The sequence below is a fragment of the Streptomyces lasiicapitis genome, from assembly GCF_014646335.1.
Classification (GTDB): Bacteria; Actinomycetota; Actinomycetes; order Streptomycetales; family Streptomycetaceae; genus Streptomyces; species Streptomyces lasiicapitis.
Genome location: NZ_BMNG01000002.1, coordinates 66,668 through 82,774, shown reverse-complemented (window position 1 = coordinate 82,774; position 16,107 = coordinate 66,668). Strand labels below are relative to the sequence as shown.

General features: G+C 73.1%; 12 protein-coding genes. All 12 read right to left on the bottom strand.

Translation table 11 applies throughout. The features are described from left to right. Window positions 1-3 precede the first annotated feature (3 nt). The 12 genes from IEY91_RS03860 to IEY91_RS03805 all read right to left on the bottom strand — a co-directional run bounded on the left by IEY91_RS03860 (window position 4) and on the right by IEY91_RS03805 (window position 15,902). A complete protein-coding gene (locus IEY91_RS03860; RefSeq protein WP_189172848.1) occupies window positions 4-564 on the bottom strand; it encodes a GNAT family N-acetyltransferase in 561 nt (186 codons plus the stop codon). Between the two features lie 67 nt (window positions 565-631). Further along, complete coding sequence (locus tag IEY91_RS03855; protein ID WP_164318677.1) at window positions 632-883, bottom strand: LapA family protein; 252 nt, start codon at window positions 881-883, stop codon at window positions 632-634. A gap of 20 nt (window positions 884-903) precedes the next feature. Then, window positions 904-1,971, bottom strand: a complete 1,068-nt coding sequence (locus IEY91_RS03850) for a hypothetical protein (protein WP_189173149.1) — start codon at window positions 1,969-1,971, stop codon at window positions 904-906. Next, a complete protein-coding gene (locus IEY91_RS03845) occupies window positions 1,941-2,594 on the bottom strand; it encodes a hypothetical protein (protein WP_189172847.1) in 654 nt (217 codons plus the stop codon). Before IEY91_RS03845 ends, IEY91_RS03850 begins: the two co-directional genes overlap by 31 nt. Window positions 2,595-2,697: 103 nt before the next feature. After that, a complete protein-coding gene (locus IEY91_RS03840; protein ID WP_189172846.1) occupies window positions 2,698-4,578 on the bottom strand; it encodes a CocE/NonD family hydrolase in 1,881 nt (626 codons plus the stop codon). Between the two features lie 145 nt (window positions 4,579-4,723). Beyond that, the gene (locus IEY91_RS03835) at window positions 4,724-5,704 is read right to left on the bottom strand and encodes a S66 peptidase family protein (protein WP_229696691.1); all 981 of its coding nucleotides are present in this window, start codon (window positions 5,702-5,704) and stop codon (window positions 4,724-4,726) included. After that, window positions 5,701-7,701 (bottom strand): dipeptidyl-peptidase 5, encoded by a 2,001-nt coding sequence (locus IEY91_RS03830; protein ID WP_164318683.1) that lies wholly within the window; start codon window positions 7,699-7,701, stop codon window positions 5,701-5,703. The genes IEY91_RS03835 and IEY91_RS03830 overlap by 4 nt, the downstream gene beginning before the upstream one ends. Before the next feature lie 16 nt (window positions 7,702-7,717). Then, window positions 7,718-9,043, bottom strand: coding sequence for a M20/M25/M40 family metallo-hydrolase (locus IEY91_RS03825; protein ID WP_189172845.1), 1,326 nt, complete (start codon window positions 9,041-9,043; stop codon window positions 7,718-7,720). After that, on the bottom strand, window positions 9,036-9,869 hold the full coding sequence (locus IEY91_RS03820; RefSeq protein ID WP_189172844.1) for a M55 family metallopeptidase: 834 nt from the start codon (window positions 9,867-9,869) through the stop codon (window positions 9,036-9,038). Before IEY91_RS03820 ends, IEY91_RS03825 begins: the two co-directional genes overlap by 8 nt. A 76-nt stretch (window positions 9,870-9,945) precedes the next feature. Continuing rightward, window positions 9,946-10,671, bottom strand: a complete 726-nt coding sequence (locus IEY91_RS03815) for a class I SAM-dependent methyltransferase (protein ID WP_189172843.1) — start codon at window positions 10,669-10,671, stop codon at window positions 9,946-9,948. A 161-nt stretch (window positions 10,672-10,832) separates the two neighbouring features. Beyond that, on the bottom strand, window positions 10,833-13,277 hold the full coding sequence (locus IEY91_RS03810) for an ATP-binding SpoIIE family protein phosphatase (protein ID WP_189172842.1): 2,445 nt from the start codon (window positions 13,275-13,277) through the stop codon (window positions 10,833-10,835). Window positions 13,278-13,460: 183 nt separating this feature from the next. Continuing rightward, on the bottom strand, window positions 13,461-15,902 hold the full coding sequence (locus IEY91_RS03805; protein WP_352317603.1) for an MFS transporter: 2,442 nt from the start codon (window positions 15,900-15,902) through the stop codon (window positions 13,461-13,463). Window positions 15,903-16,107 lie beyond the last annotated feature (205 nt).

Below are 16,107 nucleotides of genomic sequence, written 5' to 3'. Positions count from 1 at the left end.
CGTCTACGCGCCTGCCCGCGCCTTCGTCATCTCCGCGGTGAGGGCCCATCGTTGGTGGTCGCGCCACGCGCCGTCGATGAAGAGGAAGTCGGGCGAGAAGCCCTCCAGGCGGAAGCCCGCGCGGCGGGCGAGGGCGATGGACGCGGCGTTGCCGGGCTGGACGTTGATCTCCAGGCGGTGCAGCCGCAGCTCCCCGAAGGCGTACCCCACGACGAGTTCGAGCCCCTCGCTCATGAGTCCGCGTCCGGCGGCGTGCGCGAAGGCGCCGTATCCGAGCGCCCCGCTGCGGAAGCCGCCCTCGACGATGTTGTTGATGTTGATGAAGCCCGCGAGGGCGCCGTCCGCGCGCTCGTGGACGAGGAATCCGGCCTTGGTCTGGTCCGCGGTCAGCGCCCGCGCGTACGCCGCGTAGGCCTCGTCCGTGGTCGGCGGGAAGAGCCACGGCCGGTGCAGCTCGCGGCTCTCCCGTGCCCGCGCCGTGAACTCGGCGGCGTCCGCCCTGGTGTACCGGCGGATGCCCACGCGGGGGCCATTGGCCAGGTGGGAGGTGTGGGGGCGCAGCATCAGGCCACGTTACCCGGCGACGGACACCGTCACGTCGGCCGCCCCTCTGCCTGCTCCCGTGCCGCCCTCACTTGCGCCGGCTGACGAAGAACGCCCCGCACAGGGCGCCGATGAGACCGGTGCCGAGCAGCGCCATCCACAGCGGCACGGTGACTTCCGGGATCAGCAGCCGGATCTTGGTGCTGCGGGTGTTCTCGAAGATGAAGATGAGCGTGAGCAGGGCGACCGCCGCGACGGCCACCCGGCCGGGCGTCATCAGCGCACCCACACCACCCTTGGAGGGGCTCTTCGAGCCACCCGCGGAGCTCTTGGGGCTCATATGTGGACCCTTCCGTTCCGTCACCGCACCGACCGCCTGCCAGGCGGCTCTCCCGGCTCCAGGATGGGCAGCGGCACGCGATCTCGCACGGTGGGTGTCGCCGGGGGTGGGGCGGGGTGGGCCGTTCGGGTGAGGGGGGCGGTCTTGAGGCGGGGGCCCGGCGGGACGGGGAGGCCCGCGTTGTGCAGCACACGGCGGGTCAGGGCTCCGGCCACCGCCATGGCGCGGTCGGCGTCGGCGTACTGCTCGTCGTACGTCGTCATGGTGAATACGTTTCCGACGCGGGCGAAGACCGTGGCCTTACGCCCTCCACCGTCCAACGCCGACGGTTCCGTCATGCCGGTGGCCCGGTCGCCGACGCCTCGCAGGGCGGGATGACCGGCCTTGCCGTTCCCCCGTACCATCGAGTCGGCCCAGCTCACCGCGCCCGCGATCCGGTCCGCCCGCGCCACTTTGACGATGACCCGGAGAATGGCTCCGCGGCCCGGCCCCTGTTCGATCCATACGCACTGGCCGGGCTCAACGGCAGCGAGCTCCGGGTCGGGCATCACCGGGCGGAGTTCGGACCGGCCGAGCAGGGAGCAGGCTTCCGGCACCGAGGTGTAGGGGCCCGGGGCGTTCGGTATGGACTGCAGGGCGGTGAAGGACCAGACGAACAGGGCGGTCGTGAGGAGGAGCGACACGGCCACCCCCAGCGAGCCGTGGTCGAGCGAGCGGCGCAGGGACATCGCGGCGGAACGTACGCGGATGCGGCGGACCGTGCGGAACCAGAAATCCGTCTCCGCGGGCTCGGCCCGCGCCCGTGCGTCCCCGTCGCCGCTGACGCCCCGCACGCCCCGCACGCTCCGAGCCCCCCGCGCATCCCTCGCGCCCCCGTCACCGCTGTCATGGCGGGCGAGCCGATCCCGCAGTTCCATGTGCCGGAATTGATAGACACCGCCGCTGTGGCGCAGCACTCCGCGCCGGTGGGCGTCCTCCAGGAAGGCGTGGAGCCGCCAGGGAAGTCTGCGCGTCGCGGCGAGATACGTGCGGGCCACGACGAAACGGCCCCACGGCGTCAGCGCCCAGGCCTGCGCCAGCAGGGCCACCCGGGCGGACGCCGCGACAACACCGACTTCCCCGCACCCGCCGCCCCGAGCACCACCAGGCGCCGCATCGGCAGCCGCCGGAACGCGTCCGCCACGTCGGCCAGTTCACCGTCGAGGGGCGCCTGTTCCGACTCCGCGCCGCCGATGCCGCGCCAGTGGTCGGAGAGCGTCGGGTCCCCCGCGGCCCAGCGCACCTGGAGGGGCACCGGGTCGTACACCCGGGCCAGCCGCTCCTCGCGGTCGTACACGCACCGCAGCCGGGACGCGAGCACCTCCGCCGCCGCGTCGAGGCGGTCGTCCGGCACGAACACCTCGTCGTCGGCCCGCGCGTCACGCAGCGCCACGAGCGCCTGCCAGAGCGCCCCGGCGAGGAGCAGCGCTCCCGCCGTCCGCGCGGGCCAGTCGGCCGCGACGCGCAGGAGCACCTGCGCGCCGAACGCGGCGAGCGCCACCGCGAGTACCGCCCGGCGCGCGGGCCGGAGCTGCCGCGCCCCTTCCGCTCGCAGGTGCACATGGATGCCGCCGCGCACGACCCCGGCCTGCACGACGGTGTGCGCGCCGCCGCCCTCGTACCGATTGGTGACGTGCTGCGGAACGCCGCTCCACCTCCGCGACCGCGCCATCCCCCGAACCCACACCTTCCCGAGCCCACCCGGTCCTGGCCCCATGATGCCGGGCCCGGGATCACGCCGGTATCACTTCACGCGAGCCGTCGCGCGCCGACCGCTACCCCGAGGAGCCGTCCACCACAGGAAGCCGCAGCTCCCCCGGCTCCCCGCGCCCGCTCACCACCGTCACCGGCTTCACCCCACGATTCCCGCCGTACGCCCCGTCGCTCGCCGCGATCACGAACCGCATCCGGTGCCCCTTCGCGTACCGGTGCACGATCCCCGGCAGCGACACCTTGAACGGCCGCCGCACGTCCGGCACCCGCACCGGTGCGATCAGGCGGTGCACCAGCGTCTTGGTGCCGTCGGGCGCCACGTCGTACAGCTTGGCGAAAAGCACCAGCTTGTCGGCGGCGTCGCCGGAGTTCTGCACGCGTTCGGTCGTGGGCGAGTGGACGCGGAGCGTGGCCTCGGGCGCGCCGACGACGTCGACGGGGGCGGTCAGCGGGCCGGTCGTCCAGCCCAGGTACGTGCCCTTCGTGTCGTACGGCGCCCGGTCGGGCCGCCCGTTCATGGCCGCCATCGAGCTTTCCGAGTGGCTGGTGGACGCGAGCCGGTTGCGGTACTCGCGGCTGCCGGGCTTCACCTTCCCGGGGCTGTCGACGAGCTTGCCGTCAGCCGACAGGTACAGCTCGCGGGTGAGCGCGGGCACGTCGGACGCGGTGGCGTACGCGCGGTCGGGGTCGTCGATCCAGTCCCGGTGGTAGGCGAAGTCGGGGCCGGTGTCGGCGCTCCTGTCGTGCCGCAGATGGCGGTCGAACCAGGCGAGGACGCGGCGGCCTGCGTAGCTCGCCCCCAAATCTCCCTTCGCCAGGTCGAGTTCACCGGCGGCCGGTGCGTCCATGCCGCCGCTGTGGCCCCAGGACTGCCAGATCATCTTCGCCGTGGTGCCGTGCGCCTTGAGCGTCCTGTACGTCGCTTCGGCCTCGTTGAGGTTGAAGAGCGTGTCGGCCTGGCCCTGCACAAGGAGCGTGGGCGCCTTCACCCTGTGCAGGTACGAGGCGGGCGACACGCGGCGCGCGAAGTCGAGGAAGCGCCGGGTCCGGTCCGCCGGGTAGCGGCCGGAGTTGAGGGTGCGGAACGTCTCGCACGCCTCGGTGACGAAGTGCAGACAGCCGAGGGCGTTGATGCGCGACGGATCGAGGTTCGGTACGAGCAGCGGCTGGCCCTCGCCCATGAGGTAGAAGCCGTTCGTCCACTGCCACTTGGCCGCGCCCGGCACCTCGTGGCCTTCGGCGAGGCGGTCGACGGCGTTGTTCGGGGCGAGCGAGTACGCCAGGTCGTTCCAGGTGATGAGCGGGACCAGGGCGTCCACGCGGGGGTCGTCGGCGGCCGTCGCCAGCTGGATGGCTCCGCCGTACGACCCGCCGAGCATGCCCACGCGCGGGTCGCCCGCGCCGTCACGGGTGACGAAGTCCGCCACGGTGCCGTTGTCGGCGGCGCGTTCACCTGCGAGGAAGTCGAGCAGCCCGGAGGCCGCCCTCCCGTCGATCTCCGGGTCGTCCAGCGAGATCAGGCACCCCGACTTGCCGAACCCGAGCCCGGAGTAGACGAGTCCGACATACCCGCGCTCCGCGACCGCCTTGCCGATGGCCGCCGTCCCGCCGTCTTCCTTGCTGCCGCCGAACCCGTTGGTCGCGAGCACGGCAGGCGCGCGGTGGGCGCGGTCGACGCCCTCGGGGCGGTACAGATCGGCGTCGACCGTGCAGTTCCGCCCGCCCGCGGGGACGGTGAACTTCAGCGGCGTGACCGTGTATCGGCCGCTGGACGCGTGTACCGCGCCCCTCTCGCGGCCCCTGTCACCGCCCCCGCCGTCATCCGCTCCGGCGGGCGGTGCGGCGAGCACGAGGGGTGCGATCAGTGCGGCGCCGACGACCGCGGCGAGGGGCGCTCTCGCTCTGCGCCGAGCACGGCGGGACTGGAACGACGAGGACGACACGGCACAACGGAACACAAAGATATCCACGCCCTGGACAACCGGATTCCGCCCGATAAGTACCGGCTTCACACGGCTCGGCTCACGGCTTCACACGACTCGGCTCACGCTTTGGCGCCTCCGGCCGGCCGTCAGCCCCTGGCCGCTGTCAGCCCCTGGCCGCCGCCAGCGCAGGCGCGTCCAGTCGCAACGTCCCCGCGTCCGCGTCCAGTTCGCCCGGTATCCCGAACGGCACCGTCAGCGCGCCGTCGCAGTGGCCGAACCCGAACTCCTCCACGATCGGCACCCCGAGACCACCGAGGCGGTCGAGCAGTACCGCGCGCACGGCGTCGTAGGGATCGCACTCCTCCCAGGAGCCGAGCGCGACCCCCGCCACCCCGTCCAGCCATCCGGCACGCAGGAGCTGCGTCAGGACGCGGTCGATGCGGTACGTCTCCTCCCCCGTGTCCTCCAGGAACAGCAGCCCGCCCCGCGCGGACACCCGCGCCCCCGGCACGCCCAGGTCCGCCGACAGCAGGGACAGGCAGCCGCCGAGCGTGACCCCGTGGGCCCGGCCGCCGACGAGGGCCCGGCCGGGCGAGGCGATGATCTGCACCGCCTCCGGCTCGAAGAGCGTCAGCCGCAACTGCTCCTGGGCCCGCGCGTTCTTGAGGAAGTCGGCCCCGGCGACCATCGGCCCGTGCAGCGTCACGAGCCCCAGGCGCCGCGCGAACGCCTCGTGCAGCGTGGTGATGTCGCTGAACCCGAGGAACACCTTGGGCCCCGCGGCCCGCATCGCGTCCCAGTCGAGGAGCTCCACCATCCGCGCGGCCCCGTACCCGCCGCGCGCGCAGAACACCGCGGACACCGACGGATCGCACCAGGCCCGCTCCAGGTCCCGCGCGCGGTCCGCGTCCGCCCCGGCGAGGTAGCCGAACTCCCCGTGCCGGTCGAGCACATGCGGCGCGACGACAGGGTCGAGGTCCCAGCCGCGCAGCAGGTCGAGGCCCGCTTCGAGCCGGTCCTCGGGCACGGGCCCGCTGGGGGCGACGACCGCGACCCGGGCGCCGGGGACCAGCCGCGGCGGCCGCACCAGCGGCGGGACGGAGGCAGGGGCTGGGCGGCTCGCCCGGCCGACTCCGGCGCTCACTTGGCCAGCTCCAACGTCGGCGTGCCGCCCGCCGGTTCGAGCCGGAACACCTGCGCGTACAGGGACAGTTCGGCCTCCAGAACCCTGATCACCGTGTCCGCGCGCCGGAACCCGTGCCCCTCGCCCTCGAAGGCGATGTACGCGTGCGGCACCCCGCGCCGCTCCATCCGCTCGAGGAGCCGCTCGCACTGCGCGGGCGGACAGATCACGTCGTCGAGGCCCTGGAGCAGCAGGAACGGCGCGGTGATCCGGTCGGCGTGCCGCGCGGGCGACCGCTCCTCGTACCGGCCCGGCACCTCGGCGTAGGGCCCCACCAGCGTCTCCAGATAGCGCGATTCGAAGTCGTGGGTGTCCACGCCCCGCCAGGAGCCGAGGTCGAGGATGGGGTAGAGGATGGTGCCGCAGGCGTACACATCGGTGGTGGTCAGGGAGGCCGCCGTGGTCCAGCCGCCCGCGCTGCCGCCGCGGATCGCGAGCCGCGCGCGGTCGGCGGTGCCCTCGTCGGCGAGCGCGAGCGCCACGGACGCGCAGTCCTCGACGTCGACGACGCCCCACTGCTCCCGCAGCCGGTTGCGGTAGGCCCTGCCGTACCCCGTCGAGCCGCCGTAGTTGACCTCCGCGACGCCGATGCCGCGCGAGGTGAAGTAGGCGATCGCCAGGTCGAGGACTAGGGGCGCGCGGGAGGTGGGCCCGCCGTGCGCCCACACCACGTACGGCGGCAGTTCGTCGCCGGGGGCGATGTGGCCGGGGTGGTGCGGCGGATAGATGTGGGCGTGGATCTCGCGTCCCGCGGGGCCGAGGAAGGTGCGGATCTGGGGTTCCGGATAGTACGTGGGGTCGACCGGGTCGTCGTGCGCGGCGCCGATGACGCGGGCGCGGCCGGTGCGGGTGTCCAGCTCCACGACCTCGTAGGCGCTGCGGGGGCTTGCGGCGATGCCGGCGACGCGGGTGCCGCTGACGGCGAGGGACGCCGACCACTCCGACCAGGGGCCCGCGGCGTCGACGACCTCGCCGGTCTCCGGGTCGAGGATGCCGAGCGCGGTGGCGCCGGTGCCGTGCACGACGGCGATCAGACCGCTGTCCAGGGGCGCGAACCAGCTGAGGCCGAGCTGCCACAAGGGCCCGCCGAACTCCTCCTCGCGCGGACAGAGCGCCACCGCCGTGCCGTCGGGCGCCGCCCGGTACAGGTTCCACCAGCCCGTGCGGTCGCTCACGAACAGCAGCCGCCCGTCCGGCGCCCAGTCGGCCTGGACGATCGACTCCTCGGGGCCACCGGCGAAGACGCGGGCGCCGTCGAAGGTGCCGTCCGCGCGGACGTCGGCGACCATCAGCTCCGTGCCGTCCCACGGCATCCGCGGGTGGTCCCAGCCGAGCCAGGCGGCCTTCGCGCCGTCCGGCGAAAGGCGTGGTCCGGTGACGAAGCCGTGCCGCCCGTCGGACAGCTCCCGCACGGCTGCGCGGTCCTCGGCGGCCGAGCCGTCCAGCGGCACCGCGGCCACCACACGCCGCACGTCCGTCGGCTCCTCGCCGGTGAACTCCTCCAGGACGCACCACACTTCACCGCGGTCCAGGTGCACGCGCGGGTCGGCCCAGCGCAGCCCACCGCCGACGCCGGACACCGGGGTGAGGGGTCTGGGCTCGGCCTCGGGGACATCCGGCTCGTACGCGTACAGCCGCTGGTCGGCGTAGTCCGCGAACACCAGGAGCGGCCCGCGCGGATCGCCGGGGCGCGCGTCCGCGGCCCAGGGTCGGCCGCCGTACTCGATGACGCGGTTGCGGACGTTCCACGGCGCGGGCAGCACCGACTCCTCCTGGCCGCCCGCGCGGCGCCGCACCAGGGCCCGCCGGCCGGCCTCGGTGGGGCGCGGCTCCGTCCACCAGGCTTCGTCCCCCACGAAGCCGACGAACGCGGGGCCGCCGTCGTGTGCCGCGGCGAGCGCCGCGTCGATCGGGGACAGCCATGAGCCGTACGGCTTGGTCTGCGCCATGTCGTTCATCTCCCCCATAGGTCGGTCAGGCCGTTCGCAGAAAGCGGTCGAGCACCCGGGTGCCGAAGTGCAGTGCCTCGACGGGCACGCGCTCGTCCACTCCGTGGAAGAGGGCCTGGTAGTCGAAGCCCTCGGGCGTCCGCAGCGGCGAGAAGCCGTAGCCGCGGATGCCGAGCCTGGAGAACTGCTTGGCGTCCGTGCCTCCCGACATGCAGTACGGGACGACGCGGCCCTCCGGCGCGAACTCCTGGACGGCCGCCCGCATCCTGGCGAACGTGGGCGTGTCCACCGGCGCCTGCAGCGCCACCTCCCGGTGGTGGAACTCCCAGTCGACGTCCGGTCCGGTGAGCAGGTCAAGGGTGGCGCGGAACTCTTCCTCGCCGCCGGGCAGATATCTGCCGTCCACATAGGCCGTGGCCTCGCCCGGGATCACATTGACCTTGTACCCGGACTGGAGCATGGTCGGGTTGGCGCTGTTGCGGACCGTGGGCTCGACCAGGGCGGCGGTGGGGCCGAGCTTCTCCATGAAGGCGTCGACGTCGAAGCCGGGCGCGTCGGGGTCGGCCTCCAGGCCGTACAGCTCCGCGAGTTCGACGAGGGCCGCCCGCACCGTCGGGGTGAGCCGCACCGGCCAGCGGTGCTCCCCGATGCGGGCGATGGCGGAGGCGATCCTGCTGACCGCGTTGTCGCGGTTCACCTTGGAGCCGTGGCCCGCCTTGCCGCGCGCGGTGAGCTTGAGCCAGCCGGTGCCGCGCTCGCCCGCCGCGATCGGGTAGAGCTGATTGCCCCTGCCGTCGTGGAAGGTGAACGCGCCGGACTCGCTGATGCCTTCCGTGCAGCCCTCGAACAGCGCGGCGTGCTCGTCGGCGAGGAACCCGGAGCCGTCGAGGGCGCTGGCCTCCTCGTCGGCGGTGAACGCGATCACGATGTCCCGGCGCGGGCGCACGCCCGCCCGCCGCCAGCTGCGGACGACGGCGAGGATCATCGCGTCCATGTTCTTCATGTCGATGGCGCCGCGCCCCCACACGTCGCCGTCGCGGATCTCGCCGGAAAAGGGGTGCACCCGCCAGTCGGCGGCCTCGGCCGGGACGACGTCGAGGTGGCCATGGACCAGCAGGGCCTCCGCGCCCGGGTCGGTGCCCTCGATGCGGGCGACGACGTTGGTGCGGCCCGGCGTGCGCTCCAGGAGCGTGGGCTCCAGACCGGCGCCCGCGAGCTGCTCGGCCGCGTACTCGGCGGCGGGGCGCTCGCGGCAGCCGCCGTCGCCGCGGTTGGTGGTGTCGATGCGGATGAGATCGGAGGTGAACCGGACGACCTCGTCCAGTGCTTGAGAGTCGACCTGGTCAGCCATACTGCTCCTCAACAGCGGCAGAGGCGATCGTGGTGACCGCCTTGAACGTGCGGATGCCTTCGTACATGGTGTCGCTCGTGTAGGCGACCTTCCGCTCCGCCACGCGCCGCACTCCAGGAACAACCGTCGCCGCCATCGACAGATGCTCGGCGTCGAACTCGACCTCCACGGTGAACGGGCCCCCGGCCAGGGGCTGGTGCCGGACGGCGAGGGTCGCGGCCTCCTTGGCGGCGGCCCGGATGTCGGCCGCGGTGCGGGACGGTGTGCGGCACACCGCCGCGTACCGCGACACATGGTCCTTGACGGCCACCTTCAGCGCGCCGGGCGCATAGCCGAGGGCGTCCTCGCAGGCCAGGTCGTCGCCGGTGACGAGGACCACCGGGACGCCGTACTCCGCGACGACGTGGGAGTTCAGCAGGCCCTCGCTGGCGCGCACGCCGTCGACCCACACGCCGGTGATCTGGTTGGCCAGATAGGTGTGCGCGAGGACGCCTTCCATGCCCGCGCCCGCGTGGTACCCGATGAACGCGATGCCGTCGACGTCACCGTGCTGGACGCCTTCGACCATGGACAGCGACTTGTGCCTGCCCGTGAGCATCTCGGCCCGCTCGTCGAGCTGTTCGAGGAGCAGATTGCGCATGGTCCAGTGCGCCTCGTTGATGAGCACCTCGTCGGCACCGCCGTCGAAGAAGCCGAGCACGGCGGCGTTCACGTCCGAGGTGAACATCGACCGGCACCGCTCCCACTGAGGCGTGCCCGGCAGCACATCGGCGGGCCAGGTCACGCCCGTGGCGCCTTCCATGTCGGCGCTGATGAGGATCTTCATGCCTCGAAACCGTACGCGGTCGCGCCGACCCCGTGCCAGGCCTGTGGATAACTCTCACTGGCCTAGACCAGTAGCGTCACCCGCGATGCCCTACGACCAGCCAGTTCGACGGAAGTTCGATGCGTGTGCCGTCCGCGGTGAACTCGGTCGTGGCCAGCGGGATCGAGCCGCTCGCCAGCACGGTCAGGCCCGCCGAGCGGACGAATTCGGGTACGGCGGCGTCGGCCACGTCGCCCGGCGCGATGCCGTGTGCGAAGACGGGGGCCAGCTTGGGCGGCGGGCCGCCCGCGGCCTGGACCAGGCCGCGCAGGACCGGCCCGGCCGCCTCGGCCAGCTCGACGACGAAGGCCCGCCCGCGCTCGCCGATCAGCGCCGCGATGGAGTCGACGAGCGGCTGCCGGTCCGCGACCTCGCACTGGTGCAGTACGCCGCGCATGTACACGTTCACATCGCCGAGTTCCGCGTGGAGTTGCTCGGCCTCGGTCTTCTCGGCGGCGTCGAGCTGCCGGAACTCGGCCTGGCCCGCCGGGTCCGCGTCCCTGGCGTGTGCGACGGCGGCCGCCGACACGTCGACGCCGAGGACCCGCGGGAAGCGGTCGGCGAGGAAGCGGGTCTGGGTGCCGTTGCCGCAGCCGAGGTCCACGAGCGCGAGGCCGGGCGCGGTCAAGTGCGGCTCGAACAGGGCCAGATGGATGCCCGCGGTGAGGGCGGGCTCGGAGTCCCAGAACACGGCGCCCGGCTCGCGGGGTGCCTCGCTCCAGAACCCCTCCCAGGCCTCCTGGTACCGACTAGTGATGCCCATGCCCAGCTCCCCAGGGTGCGAACGGCGCCGCCGAACCCGACGACAAGATCGGTCTACCGCTCGCGGGAGCGCCCGACAAGCCACACGCGCGCACCTTCACGGCGCTTTCGATACGTGTTCCCCCGGCGCGCGCCACACCGACGCGCCACACCGGCGCGCGTCTACCGGGGCAGCGGCAGCTCGAACCACACGGTCTTGCCCGCGCTCGTCCGGCTGGTGCCCCACTCCTTGGCGAGGCTGGTGACGATGCGCAGGCCGCGCCCGAACTCGTCGCCGGGGCCCGCGCTGAGCAGCGTCGGCAGCGTCGCGTCGTCGTCCTCGACCTCGCACAGCAGCCGCCCGGAGCGCACCAGGCGCAGCCCGATGCGGCCTCCGCGCGCGTGCCGTACGGCGTTGGTGATCAGTTCGCTGACCAGGAGCACGGCGGTGTCCGTGAGGGCGTCGAGGTCCCAGTCGCGCAGCCGGGTCCGGACCAGGTCGCGGGCCCTGCTGACCTCGCTGGGGTCCGGCGCGAGCCGCCAGTGGCCGACGTCCGCGGAGACCACGCCGTTGAGGCGGGCCATCAGGAGCGCCACGTCGTCTTTCCGGTCGCCGCGTCCCGCCTTCGAGAAGGTCACGGCGAGGGCGCGGATGATCGTGTCGCAGGCGTCGTCCATGGACGCGGCGGGGTGGGCCGCCGACTCGACGAGCGTGGCGAGGCCCACGCCGATGTCCTCGCCGCGCACCTCGACAAGGCCGTCGGTGCACATCAGGAGGCGGTCGCCGGGCGCGACCCGCACGCGCACCGACTCGAACGGCACACCGCCGACGCCGATGGGCGCGCCGGTGGGCAGGTCGAGCAGTTCGCTGCGGCCGTCCACGGCACGCACCAGGACGGGCGGGATGTGGCCGGCGTTGGCCAGGTGCAGTTCGCCCGCGATCGGGTCGTACACGGCGTACAGGCAGGTCGCCAGATAGTGCTCGCCGAGCCGCTGCGCGAGGTCGTCGAGGTTGCGCAGGAGCTGGGCGGGCGGCAGATCGAGGGCGGCCATGGTCTGTACGGCCGTGCGCAACTGGCCCATCATGGCGGCCGAGTTCAGACCGTGCCCCATGACGTCGCCGACCACCAGCGCGGTGCGTGCGCCGGGCAGTTTCACCGAGTCGAACCAGTCACCGCCGACGCGGCCGAGCAGGGTGCCCGGCAGATAGCGGGTCGCGATGTCGCAGCCGGACATGCGGGGCTGGATGTGCGGCAGCATGCTGTCCTGGAGGGTGTCGGCGACCGACTCCTGGTAGGTGTACATGCGGGCGTTGTCCAGGACGAGCCCCGCGCGGGCGGCCAGTTCGGCGCCCGTGACGCGGTCCATGTCGTTGAAGACGGGCCGCTCCCGGTGGCGCAGCAGGATCATGAAGCCGAGGACGACATTGCGTGCCTTCAGGGGCACGACGAGCATCGAACGGTGGTTGATCAGCGGCCGGATGTCGCGCTTCTCGAACTGTGAGGCGATGGCGTTGCCCATCTCCTCGGTGATGCGCGGTACGAGGACGGGCTCGCCCGACGTCATGCACTGGAAGAACGGGGTGTGCGCGGGGAACGGCATGGACTCGCCGACGGGCACGACGTCGTCCCAGCGGCCCGGCTCGTCCGTGTGCTCCACGGCGACGCGGTGCCACAGCGTGGTCTCGTCGGGCACCCCTTCGGGGAAGCCCTCGCCGGCGACGACCTGTTCGCGCAGATACGTGCCTGCGACGTCCGTGAAGCGCGGCACGACGGCCCTGCTGACCTCCTGGATGGTCCGGGACAGGTCGAGCGAGGAGCCGATGCGCCCGCTCACTTCGTTGAGGAACTCCAGGTGCTCGCGCACGGCCGCGTATTCGAGGTCGTCGTCGGCGTCCTCCGGGGGGCCGGGCGGGGGCGTGAGCCCGGCGGCCGCCGCCGCTTCGGCGCGCTGCCTGCGGGCCCGGCGCTCGGCACGGCGGGGCACGCCCCAGTCGGGGGTGACGGGCACGCGGTCGTGCTGGCTGAATTCCAGGACGGGATAGCCCAGTTCGAGGACCTGCGCGACGATACGGGCGCTCTCGCCGACGCTCATGCTCGGCAGGATCTCCGGGAGGCGGCCCGCGAGCTCGTCCGCCCCGGGGAAGTCCGTGTGCAGGGCGAACCCGGGCGCTATGCGCTCCACATGACCGCCGTCCGGGTCGCCCGCGGCGGCCAGGCGCGCGGCGTCGGCGGCGAGCACGAGCAGCCGCTCCGGTCCCGGCCCGACGAGCGGGTAGGCCCACCACAGGACGTCGATGCGCTCGCGCCCGCGCGTGGAGGCGGTCAGGCGGGCGCGGCCCGCCGCGGGGTAGGAGATGCGGCCGTCCAGGGAGCTGCCGAGGTCGGGCCCGAGCACGTCGTACTCCCCGTAGGCACCGGCGTCCCGCGGGAGGGCTCCGGAGACGGGCAGCAGGTCGCCCGCCGGGCGGCCGACGGCCTCTTCCTTGGTGTGGCCGAACAGGCGCCGCGCGCCGGTGCTCCAGTGGGAGACCATGCCGTCGCCGTCGACGACGACCACGGCAAGGGGCACTCGACCGGACACGCCGCCGTGTGCCACCGGCTCACCGTCCGGGATCCCACGCTCCATGGCCTCGGCTCCTTCCCACGGCGCGGCAAGATCTGCACCGCCCCCAACCACCGTACGGCCGCCACGGGTTGCCGTGCGGCGCTATCCGCGAATTGGCCCGGCAGGGGGCGCCTCCGGAGCGGATCCGGGCCACCTCCTGGTCGGGCCCTGCCACCCTGCCGGGCCCGACCCCCGTCGTCGGCCTCAGTCCTCGTGGCCCAGTTGCAGGTCCCGCTCCGTCCGCCCGCCGCCCGCGACTTGGAGGACCGTGGCGACCGGCGGATAGCCGGCCGCGATCACCGTGTACTCGCCGGACGACAGGTCGACGAACCGGAAGGTGCCGTCGGCGCCCGTGGTCAGGGTGTCGACGACGTTGCCGGCGGCGTCGAGCAGCGTCACGCGCGCGTCCTCGACGGGCCGCCCACCGCCTGCCCGCACGGTGCCGCGCAGCACCGCTCCCCCGGCGAGTTCGATGTCCTGGCGGGTCTCCCGGGAGGCCTGCACGCTGACGGGCAGGGCGGCGGGGCGGAACGCGGGCGCGCTGGCGGCGAGCGTGTACTCGCCCGCCACGAGCTCCGTGATGACGTAGCCGCCCTCGCGGCCGCTGCGGGTGGAGGCCACGACATCGCCGCGTACGTCGGTGAGGGTCACGGCGGCGTCCCTGACGGGCGCGCCGTCGGCGGTGAGCACGCTGCCCGCGAGGCGTCCCGCGCCGCCGAGGACCACGTCGAGCTCCACGGGGCGCTCGCCCACGGTGACGGTGACGGCCTGCGGCTGGTGGCCGCCCGCCGCGGCGATGAGCACGAACGATCCCGCACCGGGGGTGGCGAGCGCGTACCGGCCGTCGTCACCGCTCGCGCCGCGCCCGATCTGCTGGCCCGCGACGTCGATGAGGGTCAGGGCGGCGCGGGGCACCACGGTGCCGTCCGGGTGCTGCACGGTGCCGCAGACGGGCACTCCGGCGGCGTACGGGGCGCGCGCCCCCGGGACGGCGGCGTGCTCCGCGAGGGGGGCGTGCGGGGTCTTCGATGACACTGCGCTGGACACGAGGGGGGTCTCCTTGAGGAAGAAGGCGAGCAGCAGGCCGAGGACGAGCACCGGGACCAGGTAGAGGAAGATCCGCGGCATCGCCTCGGCGTACGCCTGGATGTAGCCCTCGCGCAGCGGGGCGGGCATCGCGTGGACCAGCTGGGGGGTGATCGATTCGGCGTCCGGCAGGTCGGCGCCCGCGGGCAGGCTGTCGGCGAGGGCGTCGGTGAGGCGGTCGGCGAAGAGCGTGCCGAAGACCGCCGCGCCGACGCTGCCGCCGATCTGCCGGAAGTAGTTGTTGGCGCTGGTCGCGGTGCCGAGGTCGGCGGGCGGCGCGGCGTTCTGCACGGCGAGGATCAGCACCGGCATGACCAGGCCGACTCCGGCGCCGAGGACGGCCATCCAGATGCTGTAGTGCAGTCGGGGCGTGTCCGATTCGAGCCGCGAGAGCAGGAACATGCCCACTACGGAGAGGACGCCGCCGAGGATCGGATAGATCCGGTAGCGCCCCGTATGGCTGATGAGTTGGCCGGCGACGATGGACGCGCCGACGACGCCGCCCATCATGGGCAGCATCAGGAGCCCGGACTCCGTGGCGCTCGCGCCGTCGACCATCTGCAGGAACGTCGGCAGGTAACTGGCCGCTCCGAAGAGGGCGATGCCGACGACGAGGCCTACTAGACCCGTGATGTTGAAGACCGAATCACGGAACAGGCGCAGCGGGATGATCGGTTCTGCCGCGAACCGTTCGGCGAGCAGGAAGAGCAGGGTCGACACGACCGCCCCGGCGGCGAGCCCCAGGATGACGCGTGAGCCCCAGGCGTACTCGGTGCCTCCCCAACTGGTGAGCAGCACCAGGCAGGTGGAGGCCGCGACGAGCAGCAGCGCGCCGAGCACGTCGAGCCGGCCGCGGGTGGCCGGCTTGGGCAGCTTCAGGACGAGGGCGACCACGAGGAGGGTGACCAGGCCGAACGGCACGTTGAAGTAGAAGCACCAGCGCCAGGAGACATGGTCGGTGAAGAAGCCGCCGAGCAGCGGGCCCGCGACGGAGGCGAGACCGAAGGAGGCGCCGATCATGCCCATGTAGCGACCCCGCGCGCGGGGCGGCACGATGTCGGCGATGATCGCCTGGACGCCGATCATGAGGCCGCCCGCGCCGACGCCCTGGAGGGCACGGAAGGCGATGAGCTGGTCCATGGTGCGCGACCAGCCGGCGAGCGCCGAGCCGATCACGAAGACGACGATGGCGAACTGGAAGACGCCCTTGCGCCCGAAGAGATCGCCGAGCTTGCCGTAGATGGGCAGGCCCACGGTGGAGGTCAGCAGGTACGCGGTGATCGCCCAGGACATCTTGTCCAGGCCGTGCAGTTCGCCGACGATCTTCGGCAGCGCGGTGGCCACGATCATCTGCTCGAGGGCCGCGAGCAGCAGGGCCAGCATGAGGCCGACGAAGACCATGCGGACCCGGGCGGGGCTGAGCCCGTGCGGGGGCATCTGGGCGGCGTCCGGGGGTGGTGGCGGCTCCTGCGCCCCGCCCTGCTCCGCGACGGCCGTGGGGGCCTGTGCAGCCGCCCGTTCGCCGTGTCCGGCGCTCATCACCAGCGTCGTCCCGCCCACTTGCTGCTCCCCTCGTCGCGCCTGCGCCGCCCATTTCTCGCATTACGCGACAACTGTGAGCAAGCGCGACGAGTTGCCCCCGGGCGCGCACCGGCGCGCGTAAGCGCCGGTGGGAGCCCTACGGCGTACAACCGGGCCGTCGGCGAAAACCACTCGAAACGGTGAGCGCGGCAACAACCCCGATGGGTTAAGGGAGTTGGCGGGG

Bases quoted from the DNA above. Each gene is read 5' to 3' on its own strand.
- IEY91_RS03810 (WP_189172842.1), bottom strand. From the start codon at position 13,277: ATGGAGCGTGGGATCCCGGACGGTGAGCCGGTGGCACACGGCGGCGTG.
- IEY91_RS03855 (WP_164318677.1), bottom strand. From the start codon at position 883: ATGAGCCCCAAGAGCTCCGCGGGTGGCTCGAAGAGCCCCTCCAAGGGT.
- IEY91_RS03830 (WP_164318683.1), bottom strand. From the start codon at position 7,701: ATGAACGACATGGCGCAGACCAAGCCGTACGGCTCATGGCTGTCCCCG.
- IEY91_RS03815 (WP_189172843.1), bottom strand. From the start codon at position 10,671: ATGGGCATCACTAGTCGGTACCAGGAGGCCTGGGAGGGGTTCTGGAGC.
- IEY91_RS03820 (WP_189172844.1), bottom strand. From the start codon at position 9,869: ATGAAGATCCTCATCAGCGCCGACATGGAAGGCGCCACGGGCGTGACC.
- IEY91_RS03860 (WP_189172848.1), bottom strand. From the start codon at position 564: ATGCTGCGCCCCCACACCTCCCACCTGGCCAATGGCCCCCGCGTGGGC.
- IEY91_RS03845 (WP_189172847.1), bottom strand. From the start codon at position 2,594: ATGGCGCGGTCGCGGAGGTGGAGCGGCGTTCCGCAGCACGTCACCAAT.
- IEY91_RS03825 (WP_189172845.1), bottom strand. From the start codon at position 9,043: ATGGCTGACCAGGTCGACTCTCAAGCACTGGACGAGGTCGTCCGGTTC.